This is a genomic window from Corynebacterium sp. HMSC30G07 (assembly GCF_001806945.1).
In the GTDB taxonomy this organism is placed as follows: Bacteria; Actinomycetota; Actinomycetes; order Mycobacteriales; family Mycobacteriaceae; genus Corynebacterium; species Corynebacterium riegelii.
Map to the genome: position 1 here is coordinate 51,052 of NZ_KV786456.1, position 26,146 is coordinate 77,197.

24 protein-coding genes are annotated in these 26,146 nt (G+C 62.9%); 2 read left to right on the plus strand and 22 right to left on the minus strand.

Annotation, left to right across the window (positions count from 1 at the left end; genetic code table 11):
* The first annotated feature begins 23 nt into the window (after positions 1-23).
* Positions 24-1,499 carry an alpha/beta fold hydrolase gene (locus HMPREF3104_RS04270; RefSeq protein WP_070494532.1) on the plus strand — a complete coding sequence of 492 codons (1,476 nt, stop codon included), beginning with the start codon at positions 24-26 and terminating at the stop codon, positions 1,497-1,499.
* A 42-nt stretch (positions 1,500-1,541) separates the two neighbouring features.
* On the opposite strand, the gene HMPREF3104_RS04275 is transcribed toward HMPREF3104_RS04270, so the two are convergent.
* The 22 genes from HMPREF3104_RS04275 to HMPREF3104_RS04380 all read right to left on the minus strand — a co-directional run bounded on the left by HMPREF3104_RS04275 (position 1,542) and on the right by HMPREF3104_RS04380 (position 25,370).
* Positions 1,542-4,385, minus strand: coding sequence for an ATP-dependent Clp protease ATP-binding subunit (locus HMPREF3104_RS04275; RefSeq protein WP_083278925.1), 2,844 nt, complete (start codon positions 4,383-4,385; stop codon positions 1,542-1,544).
* Between the two features lie 148 nt (positions 4,386-4,533).
* Positions 4,534-5,397, minus strand: a complete 864-nt coding sequence (locus tag HMPREF3104_RS04280) for a MetQ/NlpA family ABC transporter substrate-binding protein (RefSeq protein ID WP_070494533.1) — start codon at positions 5,395-5,397, stop codon at positions 4,534-4,536.
* Complete coding sequence (locus HMPREF3104_RS04285) at positions 5,398-6,399, minus strand: isopenicillin N synthase family dioxygenase (RefSeq protein WP_070494534.1); 1,002 nt, start codon at positions 6,397-6,399, stop codon at positions 5,398-5,400.
* 90 nt (positions 6,400-6,489) lie between these two features.
* A complete protein-coding gene (locus tag HMPREF3104_RS04290) occupies positions 6,490-8,151 on the minus strand; it encodes a phosphoenolpyruvate--protein phosphotransferase (protein ID WP_070494535.1) in 1,662 nt (553 codons plus the stop codon).
* Positions 8,152-8,166: 15 nt separating this feature from the next.
* Complete coding sequence (locus HMPREF3104_RS04295) at positions 8,167-9,156, minus strand: hypothetical protein (RefSeq protein WP_070494536.1); 990 nt, start codon at positions 9,154-9,156, stop codon at positions 8,167-8,169.
* Positions 9,157-9,158: 2 nt separating this feature from the next.
* Positions 9,159-10,019, minus strand: a complete 861-nt coding sequence (locus tag HMPREF3104_RS04300) for a hypothetical protein (protein WP_070494537.1) — start codon at positions 10,017-10,019, stop codon at positions 9,159-9,161.
* Positions 10,020-10,473: 454 nt separating this feature from the next.
* The gene (gene lysS, locus HMPREF3104_RS04305) at positions 10,474-12,054 is read right to left on the minus strand and encodes a lysine--tRNA ligase (protein WP_052206136.1); all 1,581 of its coding nucleotides are present in this window, start codon (positions 12,052-12,054) and stop codon (positions 10,474-10,476) included.
* A gap of 28 nt (positions 12,055-12,082) precedes the next feature.
* Positions 12,083-13,348, minus strand: a complete 1,266-nt coding sequence (locus HMPREF3104_RS04310; RefSeq protein WP_070494538.1) for a hypothetical protein — start codon at positions 13,346-13,348, stop codon at positions 12,083-12,085.
* Between the two features lie 71 nt (positions 13,349-13,419).
* The gene (locus tag HMPREF3104_RS04315) at positions 13,420-14,217 is read right to left on the minus strand and encodes a pantoate--beta-alanine ligase (protein ID WP_070494539.1); all 798 of its coding nucleotides are present in this window, start codon (positions 14,215-14,217) and stop codon (positions 13,420-13,422) included.
* On the minus strand, positions 14,218-14,922 hold the full coding sequence (locus tag HMPREF3104_RS04320) for a 6PGD fold domain-containing protein (protein ID WP_141738123.1): 705 nt from the start codon (positions 14,920-14,922) through the stop codon (positions 14,218-14,220).
* Between the two features lie 3 nt (positions 14,923-14,925).
* Entirely contained in the window at positions 14,926-16,002 is a 1,077-nt protein-coding gene (locus tag HMPREF3104_RS04325; RefSeq protein WP_070494541.1) for a DUF6779 domain-containing protein, read from the minus strand.
* A gap of 10 nt (positions 16,003-16,012) precedes the next feature.
* Complete coding sequence (locus HMPREF3104_RS04330; protein ID WP_070494542.1) at positions 16,013-16,480, minus strand: DUF3180 domain-containing protein; 468 nt, start codon at positions 16,478-16,480, stop codon at positions 16,013-16,015.
* Entirely contained in the window at positions 16,477-16,935 is a 459-nt protein-coding gene (gene folK / locus HMPREF3104_RS04335; RefSeq protein WP_070494551.1) for a 2-amino-4-hydroxy-6-hydroxymethyldihydropteridine diphosphokinase, read from the minus strand. The genes HMPREF3104_RS04330 and folK overlap by 4 nt, the downstream gene beginning before the upstream one ends.
* 5 nt (positions 16,936-16,940) lie before the next feature.
* Positions 16,941-17,312, minus strand: coding sequence for a dihydroneopterin aldolase (gene folB / locus HMPREF3104_RS04340; RefSeq protein WP_070494543.1), 372 nt, complete (start codon positions 17,310-17,312; stop codon positions 16,941-16,943).
* Positions 17,305-18,129, minus strand: a complete 825-nt coding sequence (gene folP / locus HMPREF3104_RS04345) for a dihydropteroate synthase (protein ID WP_070494552.1) — start codon at positions 18,127-18,129, stop codon at positions 17,305-17,307. The genes folB and folP overlap by 8 nt, the downstream gene beginning before the upstream one ends.
* 63 nt (positions 18,130-18,192) lie before the next feature.
* Positions 18,193-18,762: a GTP cyclohydrolase I FolE gene (folE, locus tag HMPREF3104_RS04350; RefSeq protein WP_070494544.1), complete on the minus strand. Its 570-nt coding sequence runs from the start codon at positions 18,760-18,762 to the stop codon at positions 18,193-18,195.
* Position 18,763: 1 nt separating this feature from the next.
* Positions 18,764-21,082 (minus strand): ATP-dependent zinc metalloprotease FtsH, encoded by a 2,319-nt coding sequence (gene ftsH / locus HMPREF3104_RS04355; RefSeq protein ID WP_070494545.1) that lies wholly within the window; start codon positions 21,080-21,082, stop codon positions 18,764-18,766.
* A gap of 25 nt (positions 21,083-21,107) precedes the next feature.
* Entirely contained in the window at positions 21,108-21,713 is a 606-nt protein-coding gene (gene hpt / locus HMPREF3104_RS04360; protein WP_180950581.1) for a hypoxanthine phosphoribosyltransferase, read from the minus strand.
* A gap of 29 nt (positions 21,714-21,742) precedes the next feature.
* Positions 21,743-22,711, minus strand: a complete 969-nt coding sequence (gene tilS, locus HMPREF3104_RS04365; RefSeq protein WP_083278926.1) for a tRNA lysidine(34) synthetase TilS — start codon at positions 22,709-22,711, stop codon at positions 21,743-21,745.
* Positions 22,711-23,967 (minus strand): D-alanyl-D-alanine carboxypeptidase/D-alanyl-D-alanine endopeptidase, encoded by a 1,257-nt coding sequence (gene dacB / locus HMPREF3104_RS04370; protein WP_070494546.1) that lies wholly within the window; start codon positions 23,965-23,967, stop codon positions 22,711-22,713. The genes tilS and dacB overlap by 1 nt, the downstream gene beginning before the upstream one ends.
* Positions 23,960-24,820 carry a nucleotidyl transferase AbiEii/AbiGii toxin family protein gene (locus HMPREF3104_RS04375; RefSeq protein WP_052206111.1) on the minus strand — a complete coding sequence of 287 codons (861 nt, stop codon included), beginning with the start codon at positions 24,818-24,820 and terminating at the stop codon, positions 23,960-23,962. The genes dacB and HMPREF3104_RS04375 overlap by 8 nt, the downstream gene beginning before the upstream one ends.
* Positions 24,807-25,370: a type IV toxin-antitoxin system AbiEi family antitoxin domain-containing protein gene (locus tag HMPREF3104_RS04380; protein WP_052206110.1), complete on the minus strand. Its 564-nt coding sequence runs from the start codon at positions 25,368-25,370 to the stop codon at positions 24,807-24,809. Before HMPREF3104_RS04380 ends, HMPREF3104_RS04375 begins: the two co-directional genes overlap by 14 nt.
* Positions 25,371-25,533: 163 nt before the next feature.
* Here HMPREF3104_RS04380 and HMPREF3104_RS04385 point away from each other — a divergent pair, with 163 nt between their 5' ends.
* Positions 25,534-26,010, plus strand: a complete 477-nt coding sequence (locus HMPREF3104_RS04385; protein ID WP_052206108.1) for an inorganic diphosphatase — start codon at positions 25,534-25,536, stop codon at positions 26,008-26,010.
* Positions 26,011-26,146: the final 136 nt, after the last annotated feature.

Consider the following 26,146-nt stretch of genomic DNA (forward strand, 5'->3'; position numbering starts at 1 on the left):
GCGCAGAAGCTTACACTTTGTGCATGTCTCGTTTCCTGAAGTCGCTAGTCGCGACCACGCTTGTCGTCCCGCTTGTTTCCGTCCCCGCCGTCTCCGCCGCACCGGCGCATGCACAGGATCTCAGCGCTGAGTCCCTCTCATCATTGTCATCGTTTGGTTCCTCGGCGGCCGGGGTGCTCTCCAGTGTTGGTGAGCGCCGCACCGGTGAGCGCATCGTGTACGACTCGGTCAACGAGCTGGGCGAAACCGTGCGTGTCAGTGGCGCCGTGTTTGATGTTGACAATGCGAAGGGGTTGGTGGCGTTGGCGCCGGGTACGAGGGGCGTCGGCAAGCATTGTGCTCCGAGTGCACCGAAGGACGGGTTTTCCTCCATCACGGGCAGCTCGGTGAATGTGAACTATGAGGCGCCGGTGGTGCGCCTGCTGAACAAGGCAGGCTACCGCGTGGTGGTCACGGATTACATGGGCTTGGGCGATCGCGGCTCGGCGAAGGTACACACGTATCTGAACAGGATTGATCAGGGCCATGCGCTTATCGACGCCGCACGCCACGTATCCAAACCCGACGAAAAAGTCGCGTTCTGGGGCTACTCCCAAGGCGGCGGTGCGGCAGCTGCAGCAGCCGAATTGGTCGGGGAATACGCCCCGGAGCTCAACGTTGTTGGCACGTTCGCGGGCGCTCCCCCGGCGGATCCGCTGCGCGTGATTGAAGACGCCAGCGTGGACCTCATCACCACCGTCGCCGGCTTCGGCGCGATCAGCTACTCCGAAACCTACCCGGAGTTCAAGGAAGCCATCGATGAGCTGTTGACCGACGAAGGCCGAGAAATGCTCAAAGAGCTGGCCAACGCCTGCGTACTGGACGGCCCCCGGGTGGTAACCAAGCCGTTTTCCGCCTACACCAAAACCGGCAAGACACTCGCGGAGGCCGCGCGGACTGATGCTCGCATCTTCAACGTCCTCGACCACAACGTCCTTGGCCGCGTGGGCACCTCCGCGCCTATCATGGTGCTGACCAACCCGGATGATGACATGGTGCCGGAACCGCAGGCCACCCAGCTTGCGAGCGACTACTGCACGGTTGGCGCCCCAGTTGAGTACCGCAAGGTACTAGTGCCGGGTACGGATTCGATGCCGCTGTTTACCGCATCAAGTGACGCGTCCTCCTTCCCAGCAAAGAGGGTGCCAGTCAGCGGACACGCCGCACCACTTGTGTTGGAGACGAAAAATGCGATCACCTGGTTAGACGATCGCATGGCGGGCAAGAAATTTACCCAGGTCTGCCCTGGTGAAGAAACCCCGGTGGAGCTCACCGATGAGCTGAACTCTGTGGAGCAGACCGCCGTTGCCCTCGGCGTGCTCGCAGCGGTGGCAGGGATTGTCGGGTTGGGCGGCTGGGCCGCCTACAACCTAGGCCTCATCCCCAGCGAGTGGTTGGCGATGGTGCCGCAGCAGTGGCTGGGGATGATCCCGCCGCTGCCGCAGCTGCCGCAGCTCTAGCGCTACGGCTGGTTAGGTTAGACCGGCTGGGCCGGCTGGCGCTTATGCCGGCTCCATCGGGCCGCGGCCGCTCGGGCCGTCTTCGCCGTCCTCACCGTCACTGTAGCCATCGGAGTCACCGTTTTCGGTGCCGTTGTCGGCGTCGGTGCCGTTGTCGTGGCCCTCACCGTTGTCGAAGTCAGCAGCGTTGTCCGTGTTCAGGTCCTTGTCTAGGACGGTGCCTGCCGGCTCATCCTCAAACCCGCCGCCCTGGTCAGTCTCGTCCGGGAACTCGGAGGCCGGGCTTTCCGGCTCGACGCGGGACGGGTCGATCTCGCGGACTTCGCTCTCCAGCTCGATGTCGGCCTCGTCAAACGTCTCGGCCGGCAGCGGGCGCGGACGCGGGGTGAACGTCAGCTTTGCGCTCTTCTCGTCGGCGTCGATGTCGCCGTCGACGTCGACAGTAATGATCTCACCCGCACCGATCTCGCCGAAGAGGATCTTCTCGGACAGGATGTCCTCGACTTCGCGTTGGATGGTGCGTCGCAAAGGACGAGCACCCAGCACCGGGTCGAAGCCGCGCTTGGCCAGGAGGTTCTTCGCAGCGTCCGTAAGCTCGATGCCCATGTCCTGAGCAGCCAGGTTCTTGTCCACTCGGGCGATGAGCAGATCAACCATCTGCACAATCTCTTCCTGGGTGAGCTGGCGGAAGACCACAATCTCATCGATACGGTTGAGGAACTCGGGGCGGAAGTGCTTCTTCAGCTCATCGTGCACCTTGTTCTTCATGCGCTCGTACTGCGCATCCGCATCCGTGGCCGTGCTGCCGGTAAAGCCCAAGCCCACAGCCTTGGAGATGTCGCCGGTGCCCAGGTTGGAGGTGAAGATCAGCACAGTGTTCTTGAAGTCCACCATGCGGCCTTGGCCGTCGGTGACGTGGCCTTCTTCCAGCACCTGGAGCAGCGTGTTGTAGATCTCCTTGTGGGCTTTCTCGATTTCGTCGAAAAGCACGACCGAGAACGGCTTGCGGCGCACCTTCTCGGTGAGCTGGCCGCCCTCCTCGTAACCCACGTACCCCGGAGGGGCACCGAAGAGGCGCGAGGCGGTGAAGCGGTCATGGAACTCACCCATGTCCACCTGCACCAGCGAATCCTCATCACCGAACAGGAACTCAGCCAGCGCCTTGGACAGCTCCGTCTTACCCACACCGGACGGGCCGGCGAAGATGAACGAACCGCTCGGACGCTTCGGGTCCTTCAGGCCCGCACGGGTACGGCGGATGGAACGAGACACAGCACGCACCGCTTCGTCCTGCCCGATGATGCGCTTGTGCAGCTCGCCCTCCATGTTGAGCAGGCGCGAAGACTCGGACTCCGTCAGCTTGAACACCGGGATGCCGGTCCAGTTAGCCAGGACCTCTGCAATCTGGTCCTCACCAACCTCAGCGATGTCCTCCAGGTCGTCGGAGCGCCACTTCTTTTCCTTCTCCGCGCGCTCTTCGCCCAGCTTGCGCTCGGTGTCGCGCAGGCCAGCGGCCTTTTCAAAGTCCTGTGCGTCAATCGCGGCTTCCTTCTCGCGGCGCACCTCAGCGATGCGGTCATCCACCTCGCGCAGACCCTCCGGCGCCGTCATGCGCTTAATACGCATGCGCGCACCTGCCTCATCCAGCAGGTCCACGGCCTTATCCGGCAGGAAGCGGTCATTGATGTAGCGATCCGCCAGGTTCGCCGCAGCCTTGAGCGCATCGTCTGTGTAGGACACGCGGTGGTGCGCCTCGTAGCGGTCGCGCAGGCCCTTCAAAATGGTGATGGTGTCTTCCACCGACGGCTCATCTACCTGCACCGGCTGGAAGCGACGCTCCAGCGCCGCATCCTTCTCAATGTGCTTGCGGTACTCATCCAGGGTGGTGGCACCGATGGTCTGCAGCTCACCGCGGGCAAGCTTGGGCTTGAGTAACGACGCCGCGTCAATCGCACCTTCCGCCGCACCCGCGCCAACAAGCGTGTGGATCTCATCAATAAACAGGATGATGTCGCCGCGCTGGTTGATCTCCTTGAGCACCTTCTTCAGGCGCTCCTCAAAGTCACCGCGGTAACGAGAGCCCGCAACCAAAGAGCCCAGGTCCAGGGAGTACACCTGCTTATCGCGCAGGGTCTCCGGGACCTTGCCGTTAGCAATGTCGAGCGCCAAGCCCTCCACAACGGCGGTCTTACCCACACCCGGCTCACCGATCAGCACCGGGTTGTTCTTCGTACGGCGGGAGAGCACCTGCATGATGCGCTCAATTTCCTTGTCACGGCCCACCACCGGGTCCAGCTTGCCTTCCTTGGCAGCTGCGGTGAGGTTGCGGCCAAACTGGTCAAGCACCAGCGAGTTGGAGCGCTCGCCCTGCCCGCGCGGGCCCGGGCCGGCAGCAGCCGGGGAACCGGGCGCCGACGTCGGGGCCTCCGGGTTCTGGGCCTCGCCGCCCTCGTAGCCGCTCAAAAGCTGGATAACCTGCTGGCGCACACGCGGCAGGTCCGCGCCCAGCTTAATCAGCACCTGCGCTGCTACACCTTCGCCCTCACGGATCAGGCCCAGCAGCAGGAACTCGGTGCCGATGTACTTGTGCCCCATCTGCAGGCCCTCACGCAGGGAGAGCTCCAGGACCTTCTTGGCACGCGGGGTAAATGGGATGTGGCCAGTAACCGGCTGGGTGCCGTGGCCGATGATCTCGATGACTTCATTGCGTACGTCATCAAGATTGATGCCCATGGACTCTAAAGCCTTGGCGGCAACACCCTCGCCCTCTTTAATCAGGCCAAGCAGGATGTGTTCGGTGCCCATGTAATTGTGATTCAGCGCGCGCGCCTCCTCTTGGGCAAGAACGATGACGCGACGAGCGCGATCAGTAAACCGCTCAAACATGTGGCGACCCCTTCTTAAAACAGATTCCCTAAATAGTCGTTCTCACACCATAACGGCTAAGCCCCACACTTCTTCCCTGCATTTCGGGCAGTGTGGGGCATTTACGCAGGTAGATGGCAATGTTCGCCCGTAGCGAACACCCATGTTCCTAGTTCACCGGCAGCACAGCGTTGCCGTACTTCTCGCGGATCCAGTCAGCAGTTTCTTTAGACTGCAACGCCTCGGCCACGGCCTTCACGCGCGGATCATCCGCGGACTCCTGGCTGGCCACAAACACGTTGACGTACGGGTTGTTCTCCGGGGACTCTGAAAGCACCGCGTCATCCACCGGGTCATAGCCGGACTCCAAGGCAAGTGAGGACGCTGCGATGACGCCGTAGACGTTGGTGTCACGAATCGACTGCAGCACCATCAGGTCCTCCACCGGCACGATGTTCAGGTTGCGCGGGTTGTCCTTTATGGACAGCAGGCTTATCGACGTCACCGCCTCCGGATCCAAATCCGCATCCAACGTAATCAGCCCGTTCTTCTCCAACAGCAGCAAGCCCCGGGCGAGGTTGGACGGACTCGACGGCACCACAATGTCCGCACCGTCCGGGATCTGGTCCGCGGAAGTGATCTTCTCCGAGTACATCGACGTCGGCTCCAAGTGCACTCCGGCCAAATTGACCAGCTGCTTGCCGGTCTGGTCCTCCCAGTCACGCAGGTACGGCACGTGCTGGAAGAAGTTCGCATCCGCCGAACCATCAGCAACAGCCATATTCGCCGCCGACACATCCGTGACGGTCTTGACATCCAGCGTGAACGAGTCATTGACCTCGTCTAAGTGCTCCAGAATCTCCAAGTGCGGCACCGGGGAGGCAAGGATAGTCAGCGCCTCAGATGAAGCACCGTCGCCGGCTGCCTCCCCCGCCGAGTCAGAAGGCGAAGAGGCACACGCCGCGGTGGTGAAGATGACGGCGGTGGTGGTGAGGGCGGTTGCGATGTGGCGTCGAAAAGCAAGAAGGCTCATTTACAGCTCCTGGAATTGATCGGCAATAGCTTGGTTGAATTTCGCTGTGGTCTCGGGATGCGCGCGCAAGCGGGACTTCAAGGTGTTCAGGCCCGAGTTCTCATAAATCTGCTGGCCCTGCATGTCCTGGCCAACACCCCGCGAGTCCGGCAGCTCAAGCGTGGGCAGCACCGTGTCAAGATTCGGCGTCAGGAAAAACGGGAAGGAGTAGCGCTCCGACCCCTTCGCCGTAGGCAGGACGCGGTGGCGCGTAGCCACAAGATAGCCATCCGTGGCGCGTTCCAGCAGCTCACCAATGTTGACCACGTACGTGTTCGGGATGGGTTGGACGTCAATCCAACCGTTGTCCGTCTCCACCTGCAGGCCAGAGGAATCCGGCTCAATGTACAGCAGCGTGATCACGCCCGAATCCTTGTGCGCGCCAACACCCTGGGTGGCCTCGTTGTGCTCAACCGCGGGGTAACGCACCAGCTTCAGCAGCGGGAACGGGTTTGCAAACTGCCCATCAAACACCCCTGGGTCCTGGCCAAGCGCCTGCGACCACGCGCGAATAATGTTCTGCGCAACACCCGTGAGGTGCTCGATATAACCATTCACGGCGCCCTTCAGCTCCGGCACCTGCGCCGGCCACGGGTTCGGCCCCTCAACCACGCGCCACGGGCGCTCTTTGTACTCCGCCTCATCGGGCGCAGGCAGGTCGAAGGAGTAATCCAGCTGCTCGCGCCAGTCGACTTTGTTCTGCGTGCGCTCATCCCCCAGGCAGGAGTAGCCGCGGTAGTGGCGGTTGTTCAGGTTGGAGATCTCGTTCTTTTGCTCCAGCGGTAGCGCGAAAAACTCTTTGGACTTGCTAATTACGGTGTCGCGAAGCGCTTCGTCCACACCGTGGTCCGCCAGGTAGAAAAACCCGATCTCGTGGGTAACTTGGCGCAGTCTGTCCATTTCTTCCGTATCTCCGGCGGCAAGCTTTGCGTAGGAGATGATTGGAAGCGTGGCTTCTGACATGGTCAATCCTTTCATAATGAACAGCTTGGTTCAGTTTCTAGAGGAAAACCCTAGACCGTTTTGTTCATTTTGAAAGTATGCGGCAGGTTTTTATTCAGCAGCCGCCTGCTGACACTCCTCCAGACTGCATTGGCGCAGCGCGGCGTGCACCGCCGGAATCTTCACGTTTGCCATGGACAGGGAGCTCACACCCATCCCCACCAACACCTTCGCAAGCGCCGGATCGCCCGCAGCCTCACCGCACACCCCGATGGGCTTTTTCTTCACGACGCCCACCCGCACCACCCCCCGAACCATCCTCAGCACCGCCGGCTGCCACGGGTCCTGCAACGCGCCGAGTTCGCCATGCATCCTGTCGGCTGCCATCACGTATTGCGCCAGGTCATTAGTGCCAATGGAGGCGAAATCCACCTCCTCCAGGATCTCCTCGGCCATGATCGCAGCCGCCGGAGTTTCAATCATCACGCCCACGTTGGGCAGCCCGTGGGCGCGGGCGCGCTGCGCGAACCAGCGGGCCTCATCTGCCGACACCACCATCGGCGCCATCACCCACAGCTCCGAACCTGGAACCTGTTCGGCGGCGTTCGCAAGCGCCTCAAGCTGGGTGTCCATAAGCTCCGGGTACCGCTGCGACATGCGGATTCCCCGCACCCCGAGCGCCGGGTTTGCCTCTGCTTGTGGAGGCGCTTGCCCAGGCGCTGGCGTGGGCGCTTGCCCAGGCGCGAACCGCAGCGGCTTGTCCGCCCCCGCGTCCAACGTGCGCACGACCACCCGGCGCCCGGCCGCCGCTTTCAACACAGCAACGTACTGATCGGTCTGCTCTTGCAGGCCCGGCGCGTCATCGCGATCCAGGAAGAGAAACTCAGTCCGGAAAAGCCCCACGCCCTCCGCGTCGAGCCCTTCCATCTCCGCAGCGCTGCCGATGTTGGCCATGAGCTTCACCGGGTGACCGTCGCTGGTCTGGCCGTTTCGAATCTGGCCGGAAATGCTGCCCGGCCCGGCTGCAACCGCTGCAGCCTCAGTCGCTGCTTCCTCCCGCGCGGCTGCCTCCCGCGCGGCTGCCTCCAAGCCAGCGGCTTCCGCGGGTGTGGGGTTGACGTGCACTTCGCCGGTGGTGGCGTGGAGGGAGATGCGGTGGGCGTCGGTAAGCAAAATGCCCCTGACCTGCACCACCGCAGGAATCCCGAGCTGGGCCGCGAGGATCGCAGTGTGGGAGGTCGGCCCACCTGCCTCGGTGACAATGCCCGCGACCAGCGCCGGATCCAGCGCGGCGGTCTGCGACGGCGCCAAATCGTACGCAACGATGATGCTCGGGCGATCAAGATGCGGCGCCCCCGGCTCCGGCAGACCTTGGAGGCGTGCGATCGCACGATCCCGAATGTCGTAAAGATCCACCACCCGCTCCGCGAAGTATCCGCCCAGCTTACGCAGCTTTTCCGCGTACACCTCCACGGCACCTGCCACAGCGGCGGTGACACCTGCGCCGCTCGCCAGCTCCTTGTCAATCGCCTTGATCAGCGCCCGGTCCGTGGCCAAGGCTGCGGTAGCTTCCAGCATGCTTGTGTGCGGCCCGTCCCCTACCGCCCTTACCGACGCCGCAACCGCCTCCAAGGTCTCACGAATCCGCTGGCCGTCGGTTTGCGGGTCCGTCGAAGGAGGCTCGTTTGGATCCACGCCCACCGGCTGCGACACCCGCACAACCGGTGCCGCCACAAACCCCGGACAGACACTGATGCCGCGCAGCGTAACCATGGTTTCTCTCGGCTGCTAGCAGATCGGCAGACGTACGCGCAGGTCCGCCGCGCCCTCGCCGTTGACCAGAATCAGGTAGTTACTCCAGTGACTGTTCGGCGCCATGTAATAGGCCTCGAAAGACTGCCCGGGGATCTCGGCGGAGGTGAACTCGCAGGTCTCGTTGCCGTAGTGCTCCACTGGCTCGCTAGCCGGGATCGCTGTGTCGCGCTCTGCCTCCGAGGCGTACTGGATCACCGTGATGCCAAGCTTGTCGTTGGCGCAGCGGATCTTCGCCGTCTCACCATTGCTGAGCTCACGCGAGGAACACGGCAAGCCGTCGATGCCGCGGCCGCCATCGTTGGCGGCGATGATCTGCGGAAAGTCCTCCGCAACCATCGCGTACGGCTGCTCCCACGGCGAGCCCTGTGCAGTGTCCCGGCCCGCGAACCACCACAAGCCGCCGCCCACAATCGCAACCAGGGCCACCGCCGCAGCAGCGATCGGCCACACCGGGCGCTTCTTCTTGTCAGACGCTTGGCCTTCCTCCACCTTCGGGATCGGCTCCGTCGGGTACTTCTGCTGCTGCGGTACTTGTGTTGCTGGCTGCTGGATCGACGACGTCTGCCTACTCGGCCCATACTGATACGGTCGGCCCGTCAACGGCTCAGCAACTGCAGGTTTCTCTGCCGGTTTCTGCGCAGGCCGTGATGCAGTCACGCCCGAATCCACGCCCGAATCCACGCTCCCACCCATGTTCGTGTGGGCCAGCTGGCGCAGGGAATCCGGCGTCATCGCCGGCGCGTTCGGGTCGTTTAAACGTTGGTCGTACGCTGAACGTCGATAAGGATCCCCCAGCACCGCACGCGCCACCTGCAATTCCTCCAACCCGCCCGGGTTCCACGTGTTGCCAGACTGAATCCGCTGGTCAATCTCCTGGGCCAACGCGGCCGGGTCTTTCGCCCGATCAAGACGAAGCGAGTCATACAGGTTGTAGTGGGCCATCATCCAATCCTCACGGTTCATCCCTAACAGGGATCAAAGTACTCAGCGCGGTCAACCAACACGCGACCATTACCACCGTACTGCGCCTTCGCCCGACACATCTCATCAACATCGGACAAAAAATCCAGATACACCGGGTAAATATCGTCCCCATCGAGCTGCCCGCGTAACGACGCACACCGCCCCGGCACCGTAAACTTCACACTCCTACCCGACGGGTGCACCGCCAACACCTGCCTTGCAATCCTGTGCGCAGTATCCGGCTCATTGTCAATCACCGAATCCAGGATCAAAATGTTGCGGCCATCGCAGGCGGGGTAGCTGGCGGCCTCACCGGCCTCACCAAGATTGACCAGCGTGATGTACGGACTCGACGGGTCCCCCTTCGGCGCGGTTTCAAAGAACTCATCAAAACCGGTCTTACCGCTTGGACACTTGCGCATCTTCACCAAAATGGTCTCCGGCACCCCAATGTCACGCATGTGTGCAGTGTCCCAGCAGGGGGCTTCGCCCCATTTGGTGTCTTCGACGTGGCCGTCGGCAAGCAAAGGCCCCCACTGGTTGCCATCCCACCGCAGGAAGCTGAACTCGTCTGACGACGGCACACCCGCGTACGCAAAACCACCCTCACAATCGAAGAACTTGTGCTGCATACCTACCGAGTTCGTGGGCAGCAACGCGTTGTCGCACACCGGCGGGGATGACGGCTTTTCTGTTGGCTTCTCTGTTGGCGTTGCTGTGGGGGTTTCTGCGGGCATAGCTTCGACCGAGGTGAACAGCGGGGTCGGCTCCGCGATCTCCTGCACTACTGTGGGTGTGCACGCCACTAGGCCGGCAGCCAGCCCAGCGGCGGCGACGAACGTAAAGATCCCGTGAGAGCGCATGCGCGAATCCTAACGCACGCACGCCAGTCCCATTTGCAATGTCTGCTAGCAATGTCTGCTAGGAAGGGTCTCTTACCTACTAGCAGATAAAGTTCTCGGCCCAACATTTTCGCAGGTCGCCTCTTGCTTGCAGAGGGCGAAAAAGCGATGTCTGCTAGGAAGGGTTACCTAACTCCTAGCACACATTGCTTTTCGACGATTTCCCCCAACGCCCCAGGCAGCTGGGAGCCAAACCCGGGCAGATTGCAATGTGGTCTAGCAGTATGCGAGATGCTGCTAGACGATAAAACTTTTCCCCGCTGTTTCCGCAGGTCGCGTTTTGGCGAAAAGGGGCGAAAATACAATGTCGTCTAGCAGTACACGCAGCCTGCTAGACGACATTTACAAAACCCCAGGCCGAGACACAAAAGCCGGGCTCCGCGCGAGCAAAACCGAGTTTGCTTCTAGTTGGATTCTAGTTCGCTTCCGGCTTGACCAGCGGGAAGAGCACGGTCTCGCGGATGCCCAGGCCGGTCAGGGCCATCAGCAGGCGGTCCACGCCCATGCCGCAGCCGGCGGTCGGTGGCATGCCCTGCTCCATGGCGGCCAAGAAGTTCTCATCAAGCACCATGGCCTCTTCGTCGCCGTGGGCGGCAAGGCGTGCCTGGTCCTCGAAACGCTCGCGCTGGATCACCGGGTCAACCAGCTCGGAGTAGCCAGTAGCCAGCTCGAAGCCGCGGACGTAAAGGTCGAACTTCTCGGTCACGCCGCGCTGCTCGCGGTGGTCGCGGGTCAGCGGCGAGGTCTCTACCGGGAAGTTGATCACGAACGTCGGCTCGTAGAGCTGGTCGGAGCAGAGGTGCTCCCAGATTTCCTCGACAAGCTTGCCGTGCAGCCAGCCCTCATCCTTCGGCACCTTCAGACCAATAACCTCAGCAATGCCCATGAGCTCCTCAACGGAGGAATCCACCGTCACCTCAGGCTGGCCCGGGAACTGGCGCTGCAAAGCCTCGTTTAAAGAGGGGTACATTTCCATGACCTTCCACTCGCCGCCGAGGTCGTACTCGGTGCCGTCGGCAAGCGTGACCGTCGTGGAGCCGAAGACCTCCTGCGCACAGAACTGCACAAGATCCTTCATGGTCTTCGCGCCGTCCTTGTAGGTGCCCCACGCCTGGTAGGTCTCCAGCATGGTGAACTCCGGCGAGTGCGAGGAGTCAATGCCCTCGTTGCGGAAGTTGCGGTTGAGCTCAAAGACGCGCTCAATGCCACCAACAACGCAACGCTTCAGGTACAGCTCCGGCGCGATGCGCAGGTAAAGGTCCATATCCAACGCGTTGGAACGCGTGATGAACGGGCGAGCGGCAGCGCCGCCGTGCAGTGTCTGCAGCATCGGCGTCTCCACCTCAACAAAGTCGTGGCCCGTGAGGAACTTACGCACAGCAGCAATGACCTTGATGCGGGTCATCGCGTTGTTGCGGGCAGCCTCGCGCATGATCAGGTCCGTGTAGCGGTGGCGCACACGCTGCTCTTCATTCATGTCCGCAAAGGCCACCGGCAGCGGGCGAAGCGCCTTCGACGCCATGTGCCAGGACTGTGCTTGGACGGAGAGCTCGCCGCGTCGAGAAGCAATAATGCGCCCGGTTACCGAAACAATGTCGCCCAGGTCTGTGTCTGCCTTCCAGCTGGCCAGCGCGTCCTCGCCAACCTCTGCAAGCGACAGCATGACCTGCAGCTGCGTACCGTCACCCTCTTGCAGGGTGGCAAAGCACAGCTTGCCGGTGTTGCGCTGGAACATAACGCGGCCGGCAACCGACACCACGTCCTGGGTCTCCTGGCCAGCCTCCAGGCGGGTCACGCCATCGCCCTCACCCTCGGGCACGACCTGGTACTTCGCGCGCAAATCACGCAGGCTCGTGGTGCGCTGCACCTCAACGGGGTAGGCCTCACGGCCCTCATCAATCAGCTTCTGGCGCTTGGCGCGGCGGATGCGCTGCTGCTCCGAAAGGTCCTGGCCGTTTACTGGTTGCTCTGCTTGCGAAGTCGTCTGCTTAGTCACGGATGACCATGCTAGTCGCCCGCAGCGATTACTCACACACCGGCAGATCCAGACGCATCTCTTCCGCCTGGTAGCCGTTCACAATGAACAGGAATTGGCCCTTGTCATACGGCGCCATGGCAAACGCCTGCGGGTAGGCCTCCGGAATCTCATAGTCCGCAATCATGCACTCGCCAGAGCCCAGCACGGTGGCGTATTCCTCGCCCGGCAAGTCCTGGTCACGCGCGGCCTGGGTTGGGTACTTCGCCACCGAAACACCCAGCTCCTCACCCGCACAGCGGATCTTGGCCTCCTGGCCGACATCGGGTGCGGCAGACTCGCACTCCAGCCCCTGCCAGCCGCGCTTGCCGCCTTTCTTTGCGACGACCCCCGGGTACGCCTGCGCAATCTCCTGCTCCGCCGCGGTCCACTCCTGGCCACGCTGCGTGGTAACAAACCACGCCACCAGCATGACCACAAGCGCCGCAGCCAACGCACCAATAACCCACGGCCACGGGTTGCGCTGCGCGTTTACGGGGGTGGACGGCGGCGTGTAACCAGACGGGTACGGCTCCGGCGGCTTGCGGTAACCATCCTGCGGGCGCGGCGCCACGGCAGCGGACGCCTCCGCCGGCAGCTCAGAGGATTCAGGCTTCTCAACCGAGGTGACCTCCTGCAGGTAACCCGCCGCGGTGGCGTGGCGGGCCGCCGCCTGTTCATCCACCGGCTGGCTGGTCACCTGGGCAACCACGTTCCAAAAATCGTGCAGGTTGTCCTCGGTGGTCGCCAGGTCAACGCTCGGCCCCACAAGCGCAAGCTTGACCGGCACCTCAGACCACGAAGGCTGCACCAGCAGCTGGTCCGCGTTGATGGAACGCGCCAAAAAGCCCGGGTAGCCAGCTGCGTTGTAGGCGTCAACGGCCTCGGCGGCAGCGGTTAGCAGGTCGCGCGCCTCCTCGTTGGTGAAGGTCTGGCCCGCGTCGTGCTTCTCCAGGATCAGGTCGCGCAGCGGCGTACCGACGGTTGCCTCACGCAGCACATAAAACTGACCGTCCTCGGTCACGCCCGCGTGCCGGGGGCGAAACGCGCCGGGTGCTGCGATTTTCTCCAGCTCGGCGTCCAACGAATCTACGTCGCCACCAATGCCGCGCACCTCCGCGGTGTCAAACAGCTCAACCTGGACCGCAGCCCCCTCGTCATTGCTCGCCTCAAACAGCGTGGAGCCACTCGTGCGGCCGACCTCCACAATCCGGTCGGCGGCAAACGCGAAGCCGTAGCGTTCATTCAGCAGTGCGGCGAGTTGGGGCGCAGACATGCAAGCGAGTGTAGCGCACCCCAGCACTACCTACGCCCAGCCACCTACGCCCAGCCACCTACGCCCAACCACTACTCCTGGCCGGTGTACTTGAAGCCCACGCCCAACGGCAGGCCGACGTTGTCAATCAGGTGCACGCCGTCCACGTCGATAGCGGCGAGCAGGCGGACGTCGCCGGTTTCGGGGGCGGGGCGGAAACCAAGATCACGAAGCTCCAGGTAGACAGGCTCCACACCGGCGGCTGCAAAGATACCGCGGGCGGTCTCCAACACCACGTCCGCACCGTGTTCCGCCGCATGGGCTCCGGCGGTTAAGGCTGCGGAAAGTGCGAGGGCGGCTTCGCGGTGGGCGTCGCTAAGCAAAAGCCCATTGCGCACGCTGATGGCAAGGCCATCCGGGTGGCGGACGGTGGGCAGGGAGTGTAAGAGCACCTCCATACGCAGGGCCGACACGGCGCGCTGCACGGCAACCAGGAGCTCGAAGTCCTTCTCCCCCATCACCAAATCGGTGGCGTGGCAAAGGTTGATCGCCGCCAAGATCGCGGCAACCTCACGCGCCACCTCATCGGCCGGCTCCAGGTGATCAAGGCCGGTAGCAACCGCAACCTCGGCGGCAAGCGGGCCGTGGAACACCACGTCCACCTCCTCGCGCGCGAACACCTCGGGCACTTCCGCCCCGCGGAACACCACGAACGTGTACGCGCCAAGCAGCGATTTGGCCGCGCGGATCAGCTCAACGTGCGCGCCGGTGACGTCACTGTTGATCACCACCAGCGCGATCTTCTTACCAATCTTGCGAAACGCGCGCCCGTACTGCGCCAGATGCGCCTCATCGGTGACTACTACGGCTTGGCCTGGTTCAAACGCCATTTATATTGTTCCCTCGTATTTCGCGTACGCCCACAGCTCCGCGTCGGTGGCTTGGGCCTGCTCAGCGTATCTGCGCTCCACGTCCACGTACAACCTCCGCACCCCCGGGTCCGCGATCGCGTCGGCGATCCGGTCCAGCTCAGCGGGGGTTAAGTCTTCGAGCGGGCCGCGTGGGGCGCTGAAAAACTGCTCCTCCAAAGCGGCGATGTCGGGGGAGGCGGTGGTGGTGAGAGCGTGGGCGTCGATACGCAAAATGTGCTCCAAAGCCCGCAGGCGCTGCGCCGCAACAAGGGCGGGGCGCGCCGTGTCCGCGATGGGGATGTTGATGCCGCCAAGCTCCGCAACCAGCAACCCAAGGACGGATTCACCCAGCTCATCGGCCGCGGACGTCACCCACACATCGCCGAACACATTGTGCGCACACATCACAATCGCATGAGCGGTCTCCACATCATCCAACAGCTGCGCCCCAGCCTCCAGCGCGGTGTGCAAAAACATCTGCTGCGGCCGCGCGTGAGCTTCAAGCTTCTCGACGCCCCACCGCACCTGACCCACCCCACCATCCAAAACCACAAGGTCAACGTGCACAATGGCGCCCGGATCATCGTCTGCATCGATCGGGATGATGGTGTGCCCGGCGCGCTCCAACGCGTTCGTTAACGGGGTGTGGCCGAAAACGGAACCGACCACTAAACGAGGCGGCACGGGCTAGCTATCCTGCTCTGGTTTGTTCTGCTCGCTCTGGGCGTTCTGGGCGCGGCGGGCCAGAAGTTCGGCAACAGAGATGGCGTTCGTGTGCTCGTCACGACGCCTACGCCCACCCCTACGCGGCGCCTCCTCCTGCTGAGGCTGCGGCTCGGGCTGTACTTCCGGTTCCTGCTGTACTTCCGGTTCCTGCTGCGGCTCGGGCTCGGGCTGTACGGGTTCCGGGGTTGGCTCCGGCTCCGGGGTCGGCACCGGCTTGACCACCGGCTCCGGCTGCACAGCTTCTTGTGCAGCCTCTTGTTCGCGGGTGCGCTCGCTGATCAGTGTGGACAGCGGGTTCGGGTGCTCGTAGGTCGGCTGCTGGCCGATGCGGCCAGAAATCGCTGCGGCCGACGGTGCGCCTGCCGGGCGGGTGCGCTGCGGGCGGGCCTGCGCATGAGTCTGCTCGCGGGGTTCTTCCGGCACGTTGACCTTGGCAATGCGGGTGGTCTCATCGCTCGACGGGCCCGGTCGCGAAGCAACAGGAGCAGCAGGCTCAACAGGCTCCGCCGGTGCAGACGGCGCAACAGGCTCCGCCGGTTTCGGCTCCTCGATCTCCTGGATGCGGCGTGCAGAGGCGCGCACCGCGGCCGGCTCGTACTCGAAGACTTGGCCGCGCAGCTCCTCCAGTTGGGAGCGAAGCGCCTTGATCTCCTCCTGCAACTCACGCAGCACGGCCAGATCGGATGCCTGCAGGTGCGCCTCGGCAGAACCGGTGACGGTTGCGGGCACCTGGCCGGTTGCCTGGGCGGTTGCGTGCTCCTCTGCCTGGGCTTCGAGCTGGCTGCGGGCCTGCGCAAGCTCGGCTTCGCGGGTGGCGGCGGTGGCCAGGGCGGCGTCGCGGTCACGACGCGTCCGGTCAATCACCATAATTCCTGCAACCGCCGCCCACAGTGCGAAGATCAGCGCGATCTTCAGCGCGTTGGCGGAGTTTGTAAACAGCATGACCACGGTGCCAATGACGGCAAGCACAAACGGGACAACAACCCAAAGGTTTCCGGAACTGCTTTTCGGGCTGCGTTCGGTGCTGTGGTCAGTCATGTCGTTTACCTTAGCTGGCTTGCTCTCCTTGTGAAGGTGGCGACACCTCACAAGCCCGTTCCAGCACTACACCAGCCACCGCAAGCGCCAGCCCGCCCAAAGCACCCGACAGTAGCGACGGAAAGTCCTGCGCCGCCGCCGTCAACACCGAAAGCTTGGGCACCACGTACACCAGCGCGCCCACATACGCCCCGCCGAAGACGGCCCCGGTCCACGCGCTTGCCTTGCCCAGCAGCATCAGGTTGGCCACCATCATCGGGTTGATCTGGCTGCGGTCAAGTCCCACCTGGCCGTCTTCGCGGCGCTTCTTCACCACCCAGGCAAAAAACGCGCAGGCCAGCGCCACAATCCACAAGCTCATGGGCACAACCAGGCTCAAAGACTCCAGCAGGCCATAGAATCGGCGCACCAGAATCAGCGCGGCGGCCGCGGTAAACAGCGCCGCACCGAACAGGCCCGCAATCGAGGTCCGCTTCACAGTTTGCGCACCCCTTGCTCTTCCAGGCCTTGGAGCAGTTCGCTTATGTACGCCCCGTGCAACTGCCCATCCGGATCAATTTCCAACCACGGTTGGAGAACGAAGCGTCGTAAATGAGCGCGCGGATGCGGGACGGTGAGCACCGGGTCGTCGGAGGTGTAGCCCTCGATCCAGATGATGTCCACGTCCAGGGTGCGCGGCCCCCAGCGTTCCTCGCGGACGCGTTGGGCGTCGTTTTCCAGGCGCTGGCAGCGCTGCAAAAGCTCAAGCGGGGTTTGGTCAACCTCCACCAGCAGGCTCTGGTTGAGAAAGTCCGGCTGGTCGGTTTTGCCCCAGGGCGCGGTGGCGTAGATAGAGCTAGCGGCAACGAGCTCGCCTGCAAACTCATCAACAACCGCGCGCAGGTGTGCACGCGCATCACCCATGTTTGATCCGGCGGATAACACTGCGCGCATGGCGGTCACATCCGTTTCCGGGAGCGGCGGGCAACCACGGCAACGTCCTCGAACACCGCGGGGATCGGCGCGTGCGGCTTGTGCAGGGTGACCTCGATGGCGTGCAGCACGTTGTAGGTGCACATGGCGGTCTCTGCGATCTCCACCACCACGGTCTCAATCAACTGGCGCGGCGTGCCGGTGGCAATGGCCAGTGCGGTCTCGGCGAGTTCGGCGTAGTTGACGGTTTTCGTTAGGTCGTCGTCACGCGCGGCCTCTGAAAACTCCAACCAGCAGGTGATGTCTAAGGAAAACGCCTGGCCAAACTCGGTTTCGTGTGCCAACACGCCGTGGTTGGCGTGGAATGTCAGGCCTTTGAGCTCAATCCGGTCAGCCATAAGCTTGATCTTCCTGCTTAGCACCGCGCTGCCAAGCTGCAGCAACATCCACCGCATCCCGCGACACCGCCACCTCGTGCACGCGCACGCACCACGCCCCCAGGTGCGCGGACAGTGCGGTCACGGCGGCGGTGGCCGGGTCGGCGTCTACCGGCCCGTGCTGCAGGCCGCGGTCTGCACGAATGGCGGTGAGGAACCGCTTTCTCGACGCCCCCACCAACACCGGATAGTCACCCGCAATGAACTCCGGCAGCGCATGCAGCAACGCCCAGTTGTCCTCCGCGGTCTTGGCAAAGCCCAGGCCCGGGTCCACCGTGATCTGCGCCGGGTCAACGCCCGCGGCGATCGCGTTGTCGGTGACTTGCTTGAGCACCTCGTGTACGTCGCGCACCACGTCTCCGCCGTGGTCGGCGGCACCCGAGGCACTTTCGAAGCGGGCGGCGCGCCAGTGCATCAGACACACCGGCAAGCCAGTGTCAGCCATCACCCGGTACATGTCCGGATCCGCCAAGCCACCGGAGACGTCATTAATCAGGTGCGTGCCGACCTCAGCGGCGGCCAGGGCGGTGGCGGCACGCATGGTGTCCACGGAGGTTTTGATCCCCTCCTGGCTCAGCAGCGAGATCACCTCGCGCACGCGCTGGGCTTCCACCTCGGCAGGCACACGCACGGCGCCGGGTCGGGTGGATTCGGCGCCGACGTCGATAATGTCAGCCCCCTGTGCCACCAACTCACGCGCATGCGCAAGCGCGGCCTCAGGGGCGAGGAACTGCCCGCCGTCCGAGAAGGAATCCTCCGTGACATTCACAATCCCCATCACGGTGGTGCGCCCCGGCGCAGTGATGTCTGCAAGCGTGACGCGACGTTGAACAGTCACAAGCTAGCTCCTAATCAGGCTCATGACCTCTGCGCGCGAGGCCGCATTGTTCTGGAACCCGCCACGCACCGCACTGGTGGTGGTCACCGCGCCCGGTTTACGGATGCCACGCATAGCCATGCACAGGTGCTCGCACTCAATGACCACAATCACGGCAGAAGCATCGAGTTTCTCCACCAGCGCATCCGCAATCTGCGCGGTCAGGCGCTCTTGGACCTGCGGGCGCTTCGCGTACAGATCCGCCAAGCGTGCGAGCTTGGACAGGCCCGTGACCTTGCCGTCCTTGCCCGGAATGTAGCCAATGTGCGCCTTGCCGTAAAACGGCACCAGGTGGTGCTCACACGTGGAGTAGATCGGGATGTCACGCACCAGCACCAGCTCGCGGTGGTTTTCAGAAAACGTCTTCTCCAGCTGCGTCGTCGGATCCTGGTGCAGGCCGGCAAAAACCTCCTCGTAGGCCCGCGCCACACGCGCCGGGGTCTCCACAAGACCCTCGCGGTCCGGGTCCTCACCCACCGCAATCAGCAGTTCACGCACCGCGGCTTCGGCGCGCTCGCGATCAAACGTCCCCATGCTACTTCTCCTCCGGGTGGTCTGGCTGTTCGTGTTCGGGCAGGCGGAAGCCAATCTCCTCCGTTGGGGCCTCTTGCTTATCGACGCCCCCACGCACCCCACCCAGCCTCTCGCCCGGGCCCTGTTGCTGCGGGTTCGGGCCCTGCTGCGGGTTCGGGCCCTGCTGGCCCTGCTGCTGGCCCGGGTAGGTCCAGCCCGGCGGCGGGGTCGGGCCACCGTAGTGCGGCTGGCCAGGCTGGCCCGGCTTGTTCGGCTGCCAGCGCGAGGACCCCGGCTTCGCGTGCTTCGGCGCCCCACCCATTGTGCCGCCCATCGCTTCTCGCTCCCGGCGGCGACGCTCACGCGTCTGCCTCGACGCCTCCAAAATGGAGAAACGCTTCGGCGGCTCCTCGCCACGCTCCTTGGCCAGCTCCACCGGAGTCTTCACCGGCTCGCGGCCCGCCTGGCGCACAAAGCGCACGTCATGGGCTGGAAGCTCGGGGCGCTCCGGCTCGATGGTGTCAAAAATCGCCTCCAGATCAGGGCGGCGCAGCGTCTCCTTCTCCAGCAGCTTGGTCACCAGCGTGTCCAGCTCATCGCGGTACTTCGACAGGATGGAGTAGGCGGTTTCATGCGCGGCGTCCAGAAGCTCATGCATCTCCCTATCAATAGTTTCTGCAACCGCCGGGGAGTACTCCAGGCTGGCGCCGGCGCCGCGGCCAGAGAACGGATCCCCCTGGGCCTCGCCGTACTTCACCGTGCCAAGCACCGAAGACATGCCGTACTCCGTAACCATGGCGCGCGCGATCTTCGTGGCCTGCTCAATGTCGTTGGAGGCACCCGTGGTCGGCGTGCCAAACACGAGCTCCTCAGCACTTCGGCCACCCATGGCAAAGACCATGCGGGCAAACAACTCGTCGCGGTTGTACATGCCCTTGTCGTCTTCGTCCGCAGTCATGGCAAAACCACCGGTGTTGCCGCGCTGCAGGATGGTCACCTTGTACACGCGCTCAATATCCTTCAGCGCCCAGGCAGCCAGCGTGTGGCCGCCCTCGTGGTAGGCCGTGACCTTCTTCTCGTGCTCCGAGATGATCTTCGTGGAGCGGCGCGGACCACCAATCACACGGTCCGTGGCCTCCTCCAACGCATCCGGAGTGATCACGTTGCCGCCGATGCGCGCCGTCAGAAGCGCCGCCTCATTGAGCACGTTCGCAAGGTCCGCACCACTCATGCCGGCGGTGCGCTTCGCCAACGCATCCAGGTCCACGTCCTTGGCCAAAGGCTTGCCCTTGGCGTGCACCTTCAAAATCTTCGCGCGACCCGTCATGTCCGGGTTGGTCACCGGAATCTGACGGTCAAAGCGGCCCGGGCGCAGAAGCGCCGGATCCAGAATGTCCGGACGGTTCGTCGCAGCGATCAGGATGACACCCTCGCGGCCGTCAAAGCCGTCCATCTCCACCAGCAACTGGTTCAGGGTCTGCTCGCGCTCATCATGGCCGCCGCCCATGCCGGAGCCACGCTGGCGGCCAACGGCATCGATCTCGTCCACAAAGATGATGCACGGCGCGTTCTCACGCGCCTGCTTAAACAGGTCACGCACACGCGAGGCGCCCACGCCCACGAACATCTCCACAAAGTCAGAACCAGAGATGGAGTAAAAGGGCACGCCCGCCTCACCGGCAACGGCGCGGGCAAGCAGCGTCTTACCGGTACCCGGCGGGCCATACAAAAGCACGCCGCGCGGAATCTTGGCACCCAGCTGCTCATAAATCGTGGGATCCGTCAGGAAATCCACAACCTCCTGCAGCTCATCCACCGCCTCATCGGCACCAGCCACGTCCGCAAACGTATTCGTCGGGTTGTCCTTATCCAGCTTCTTCGCCTTGGAGCCACCGATGCCAAACATGCCGCCACCGGCCTGCATGCGATACATCATGTACATCAAGAGGCCGAAGATCAGGACCATCGGCAGCATGAAGCCCAACATGGACATCAGGAAGGATTCCTGCGTCACATTCGTCTTAAAGCTATCGGCCCCGGAGGACTTGACTGCGTCAAAGATCGTCGGAGTTGTGCGCGCCGGGTACTGGGTGGAGACGGCTTCGACGTTCTCGCGTTCGTCGACAGTAATGGGCTCCCTCAGCTCAATCCGGACGCGCTGCTCCCGATCATCAATCTGCACCTCCTTGGCGTTGCCCTTCTCCAGCTGCTCAAGCGCAACGGAAGTGTCAACCGGCTGGTAGGCACGGGAATCGTCCCCAATCAACGTAAGCAGGTACAGGACGATCAGCGCGGTGGCGCCAAACAGGCCCCACCGCAAAACGTTTTGATTTTTGCTCATGTAATCCGTGAAAGTTAACTAGCTTCTAATCCTCAGACGCATCCGAGTACACACGCGGGTGCAACGTGCCCACATACGGCAGGTCACGGTAACGCTCCGCGTAATCCAGGCCGTAGCCGATGACAAACTCGTTCGGAATGTCAAAGCCCACATCCAACAGGTCAATCTTGGCGGTCTGCACCTCAGGCTTACGCAGCAGCGTGACCACCTCAAGGCTCTTCGGGTTGCGGCCAGACAGGTTCTTCAACAGCCAGCTCAAGGTCAGGCCGGAATCAATGATGTCCTCAACCACCAGCACATCGCGGCCAGCGATCTCCTTATCCAGGTCCTTCAAAATGCGCACCACGCCAGAGCTGGTAGTGGAGTTGCCGTAGGAAGACACGGCCATGAACTCCATCTCGCACGGGATGGACAGCTTGCGCGCAAAATCCGTAAGGAAAAAGACCGCGCCCTTGAGCACGCAGACCAAGATCAGGTCCTCGGCGGAATCCTTGTACTTCTCGCTGATCATGTCGGCGAGCTCCTGGATGCGCTCCTGCAGCACCTCCTCCGAGATCAGGATCGCTTCCACATCGTCGCCGTAGCGGTTCGCCGGGACGTTGAAATCTTTGGTGTCATGCAGCTCAGTCATGGGTGCCCTTCCCTGTCTTGTAACCCCGCCTATCTTGCCACTTCACGGCCACACGGCACAACAACTAGCCGCCCAGCCTCACGCTTTACCGCCTGGGAACCGGCCAACTCCACGCCAACCTGGCCGCGCCAGTGGGTAACAAGGCGCTCAATCGCGTCGAGTTGGGCACCGTTTGGGTGCACATGCTTTTCAACGAGCCACGCATGAATCCGAAAGCGCCTCACCACCGCGGGCAGCGCCGCCAGTTCCTCGCAGTCCATCTCTGTACTGGCGCTAGCCAGCTCGCGGATAACCTCGTTGCTCTGCGCGATCCGGTCCGCGGTGCGGGCAAGCGCCGGGACGGCGTCGCCGCCAAGCAGTTCCGATAGCGCGGGGATGATCTCGGTGCGCATGGCAACGCGCCGAAACGCCGGGTCCGCGTTCATCGGGTCGTGCCAGGGATGTAGGTGCAGCTCTGTACAGGCGCCAACCGTATCGGCGCGGCGCAGGTAGAGAAAGGGGCGCACCAGGTTGCCGCTTCGCTGCAGCATGCCAGACGGGTTGCCGCGCAAGGCGCCCAGCAGCAGGGTCTCCGCCTGGTCGTCCGCGGTGTGGGCCACCCACACTTCAGCCCGATCACCCGCAACTTCCGCCGCTACCTCGAATAGCGCAGCGTAGCGAGCCCGCCTCGCCGCCGCCTCCACGCTGCCGCCACGCTCCACGTCCACATCCACGTGCACGATTCTTGTCGACGCCCCAAGCGCCCTCGCCTGCACCGCAGCCTCCCCAGCAACCTGCGCAGATCCCTCCTGCAAGTTGTGGTTGACCACCACGGCCAACACCGGAACACCCTCCGCAAGAGCCGCAGCCACCAGCGCCAACGAATCCGGCCCGCCGGAAAGGCCGATCACAACAGGGCCGCCAGTATCCCCGCCATGGGACGTTTGCCAACACAGGCGCACGGCGCGTCGGCAAGCAAGAAAGTGCGGGCTCTTGCGCGGCCAGAAAGGCTCAGCCATCAGTACTCCCGCAGGATCGATGCCATCTCATCCATCGCCCGGCGCGCGTCCAGGATGTTGGAGCCGTTGGAGAGGAACGCAAACGTGTACACGTTGCCGTTGACGCTGGTCACCGTGCCGGCAAGTCCCGAGGTGTCATCAAGCGTGCCGGTTTTCGCGCGCACCCAGCCACGCCCATCCAGATCCCCGTAGCGGTCGATCAAGGTGCCTTCGCCAGCAGCCACGGGCAGGGTTGCCAGCAGCGGGCGAAGCGGGGTGTTCATCGCGGCGTCCGCAAGAATCTCGTCCAACAGCCGCGGGGTGATCAGGTTCAGGGTGGACAGGCCGGAGCCGTCCTCAATCACACAGCCGGCGGTGGTGAAACCGCGCTCCGCAAGCACCGTCAGCGGGTCCTTACCGGTGTGTTCCTTCAGCTCGCGGGCGATCGCCTCGGCATAGACGTTGTCGGAGCGCTTCATCATCGTCTCCATGCGCTCCACCAGCGTCGGCGACTCCACCGCACCGACCTTCTCGGCGCCCTCCGGCACCGGGGCCACACCGACCTCGGTAGCCCCCACCCGGTCGGCCACGGCCTGCGCCACGTCCAGCGCCGGGGTGTGCGATCGCGGCACGTCGCCCGTCTCATGCTCCAGCCCGCGCCCACCGTTGAGCATCAGCGGCTGCAGCGGCGCCACATAGCCACCATCAATATCCAGCTCGTCCCAGCCCGGCATCATCTCCGGCAGCCCCGCCCACTGGAAGGTATCCACATACACAGCGCGGGCACCACTGCTTATCGACGCCACCTCGTCCACCCCCTCCTGCCCCATCCACACATCCCCCGTGGCCTTGATATACACAGCATCCCCATCCCGGTAGATGGTGGTGGTCAGCGTGTCATTCGGCCCCAACTCATACAGTGCCGCCGCCGCGGTGAGCACCTTGGTTGTAGACGCCGGGCGCAACGGCACATCCGCCATCTGCTCAAAGACAACGTTGCCCGTGGTCGCATCAGTGATGTGGGCGTGGAACTGGCCAAGGTTGGGGTTTTGGGCGGCGTGCGTTAAGGCGTCGGCAAGCAGGTGCTGCTCGATCGGCGCCCCGGTAGCCGGAGTGAGGGGCTGGCTGGCCGCGGGCAGCTCGTAGGCCGGGGCGTGCTCAAGCGCCGAAAGCTGCTCGTGCGCCGCAACACCAAAGCCCGCGACACCGCCGACCGCCGTCAACGCCAACGCCGAAACCACCCAAGTACCAATCCGCTGTGCGCTGCTCTTACTCATCGCTGTTGAGGGTAGTACACAGAACTATGTCCTCCAGGAATCGTCCAAACCAGCACAGCGCCCCGTCATAATCGGCAACATCAGCTGGATCCCGAAGGCTCGCCCGAGCTGTGTCGTACAGTTCCTTCCACCCCTGCCCAGGAGTAAGCATCGGCGGCCACGCCTGTCGCTGCCTGTAGCGGAACAGTCTCTCACACAAAAGCTTCGTTTGCCCCAGATCTATTGCCTCATGTTTCTCCAGCAATTGCAGATCCACAAGATCATGGGCTCTTTCGCTTCCAGGTGAAGTAAGAGCATGAATCTTCTGCGCAACTTGGTACTCGGCACCCATAACCGGCGCCGGCTCAGGCGCCGGAAGCCCAATCGCAGTAAACAAATTCACGAGTTCATCAGGCATGGCTAAGTGCGACGACGCTGCGGAACCAATTTCGTTTTGAGCAAGTTCAAAATCGACGCTCTTCCAGCTCTTACCGCGAAAGCCAAGCTTTACTTGGAACTTTGAGGTCACATAATCCGAGGGAACATCACGGGGAGATGGCTTTTTCAGCTGTTTCAAAACACCAGTAAACCCAGCCCAACCGTCACGGAGGTTCTCTTCAAAAAGATCAAGGACGTCATCTTCCGCCAGCGCCCGCGCTGAGTCCACATCCGTAGTTCGTCTCACACCAGTGCCGTATCGAAGCACCATGGCACTACCACCCTTAATAACCATGCCTTCGGGCATCATCTGAGACACCACAACCATGGCCATCAAGAAATGTCGACGGTTCGCATCGTCTTGGCCCAACTCCTGCTGGGCCACACGCGCCTGCAAAGACTGCAGATTGGCGGGTGGGGAATCATAAGTCTTCATCGCTGAATTTCTCCATCAGTTGGCGGTATTCACGGCGCAACAACAACCCTTCCTCGCGCGCTTTCCTGATCGCCGCCACGAGACGCTCTCGCATGATGCCTGGAGCGGCATCCTCGAATGCGGTCACCAGCGGCTGGCATGGGATTCCTTTGTATAGATGAATATCCTCGGCGCGCTTGGGCTTGATAACGCGGATGTTGTCCGGCAGCTCCCTTTGATGACGCTGGGGCGACGCAATGGTTATCACCCTCGGGTTAACGTTTGCAAGGTCAAAAAGGGCTAAGACGGAGTCTTCCGCTAAGTAGGCTTCATCGCCGAGCGATCTCAAGATCCCACGAATCTCCGTGTGCTCATCCGCGGGGTACAACGGATCCCAATAGACGCCACGGTGCACCTTTTCAAAAGCGCCACGCTGGGCAAGCTTGCGCAGCTCAACCTTTGGCACGCCATAATCCGCAGCGATGGTCGGCGTAACAAAACCATCATTCTCACGTGCAGCCTGGCGGAGGCGGTCACGGTACGTTGGTTTTCGTGAAATTAGCCGACTCATGCTTGAAGCGTACTATTTTTAGTACGGTTTAAGCAATAGTTTGTTGGGTAGTTAGCTAGGCGTGTTAGCTAGGCGATCAAGCACCCACACCACCCACGGGGCTGAGCCGCGAAGTACGATTACCAACGAATCCCATTCCGAACCGAGCAAAAGGAGCTTCCCAATGGCTATCGAGGTCATCATCGAAATCCCTAAGGGTTCCCGCAACAAGTACGAAGTAGACCACGAAACCGGCCGCGTCTACCTCGACCGCTACCTGTTCACCCCGATGGCATACCCGGCCGACTACGGCTACATCGACCACACCCTGGCAGATGACGGCGACCCGCTCGACGCCCTGGTCATCACCCCGGAGCCGGTCTTCCCCGGCGTGACCGTCAAGGCCCGCCCGCTCGGCGTGTTCAAGATGACCGACGAGGCCGGCGGCGACGACAAGCTCCTGTGCGTGATTGACGACGTCCGCTACGACCACTACCAGGACATCTCCGACGTCTCCCAGTTCCTCAAGGACGAAATCGAGCACTTCTTCGTCCACTACAAGGACCTGGAGCCGAACAAGGAAGTCACCGGCTCCGGCTGGGGCGACAAGGCTGAGGCCGAGGCGATCCTGCAGGCTTCCCTGGACGCGTACAAGAAGTAACGCCGGCGCTGCGCCCGCGCGGGTCGCGGCGCGCGGCGTGAGACGCCCGGGGTCGCGGCGCGTGGGGTCACGCCGTGCAGCGGCGCCCCCCCCCCGAAAACGCGTTTGCAGCTACCTACACCCGGCTACCAAGCGA

Coding starts and splice junctions, on each gene's coding strand:
- HMPREF3104_RS04285 (WP_070494534.1), bottom strand. CDS start 6,399: ATGTCAGAAGCCACGCTTCCAATCATCTCCTACGCAAAGCTTGCCGCC.
- hpt (WP_180950581.1), bottom strand. CDS start 21,713: ATGACTGAGCTGCATGACACCAAAGATTTCAACGTCCCGGCGAACCGC.
- HMPREF3104_RS04315 (WP_070494539.1), bottom strand. CDS start 14,217: ATGGCGTTTGAACCAGGCCAAGCCGTAGTAGTCACCGATGAGGCGCAT.
- HMPREF3104_RS04310 (WP_070494538.1), bottom strand. CDS start 13,348: ATGTCTGCGCCCCAACTCGCCGCACTGCTGAATGAACGCTACGGCTTC.
- HMPREF3104_RS04385 (WP_052206108.1), top strand. CDS start 25,534: ATGGCTATCGAGGTCATCATCGAAATCCCTAAGGGTTCCCGCAACAAG.
- dacB (WP_070494546.1), bottom strand. CDS start 23,967: ATGAGTAAGAGCAGCGCACAGCGGATTGGTACTTGGGTGGTTTCGGCG.
- HMPREF3104_RS04295 (WP_070494536.1), bottom strand. CDS start 9,156: ATGAACCGTGAGGATTGGATGATGGCCCACTACAACCTGTATGACTCG.
- HMPREF3104_RS04375 (WP_052206111.1), bottom strand. CDS start 24,820: ATGAAGACTTATGATTCCCCACCCGCCAATCTGCAGTCTTTGCAGGCG.
- HMPREF3104_RS04275 (WP_083278925.1), bottom strand. CDS start 4,385: ATGTTTGAGCGGTTTACTGATCGCGCTCGTCGCGTCATCGTTCTTGCC.
- folE (WP_070494544.1), bottom strand. CDS start 18,762: ATGGGGACGTTTGATCGCGAGCGCGCCGAAGCCGCGGTGCGTGAACTG.
- tilS (WP_083278926.1), bottom strand. CDS start 22,711: ATGGCTGAGCCTTTCTGGCCGCGCAAGAGCCCGCACTTTCTTGCTTGC.
- folB (WP_070494543.1), bottom strand. CDS start 17,312: ATGGCTGACCGGATTGAGCTCAAAGGCCTGACATTCCACGCCAACCAC.
- ftsH (WP_070494545.1), bottom strand. CDS start 21,082: ATGAGCAAAAATCAAAACGTTTTGCGGTGGGGCCTGTTTGGCGCCACC.
- HMPREF3104_RS04270 (WP_070494532.1), top strand. CDS start 24: ATGTCTCGTTTCCTGAAGTCGCTAGTCGCGACCACGCTTGTCGTCCCG.
- folP (WP_070494552.1), bottom strand. CDS start 18,129: ATGGGGATTGTGAATGTCACGGAGGATTCCTTCTCGGACGGCGGGCAG.
- HMPREF3104_RS04290 (WP_070494535.1), bottom strand. CDS start 8,151: ATGGTTACGCTGCGCGGCATCAGTGTCTGTCCGGGGTTTGTGGCGGCA.
- HMPREF3104_RS04325 (WP_070494541.1), bottom strand. CDS start 16,002: ATGACTGACCACAGCACCGAACGCAGCCCGAAAAGCAGTTCCGGAAAC.
- HMPREF3104_RS04280 (WP_070494533.1), bottom strand. CDS start 5,397: ATGAGCCTTCTTGCTTTTCGACGCCACATCGCAACCGCCCTCACCACC.
- folK (WP_070494551.1), bottom strand. CDS start 16,935: ATGCGCGCAGTGTTATCCGCCGGATCAAACATGGGTGATGCGCGTGCA.
- HMPREF3104_RS04380 (WP_052206110.1), bottom strand. CDS start 25,370: ATGAGTCGGCTAATTTCACGAAAACCAACGTACCGTGACCGCCTCCGC.
- HMPREF3104_RS04300 (WP_070494537.1), bottom strand. CDS start 10,019: ATGCGCTCTCACGGGATCTTTACGTTCGTCGCCGCCGCTGGGCTGGCT.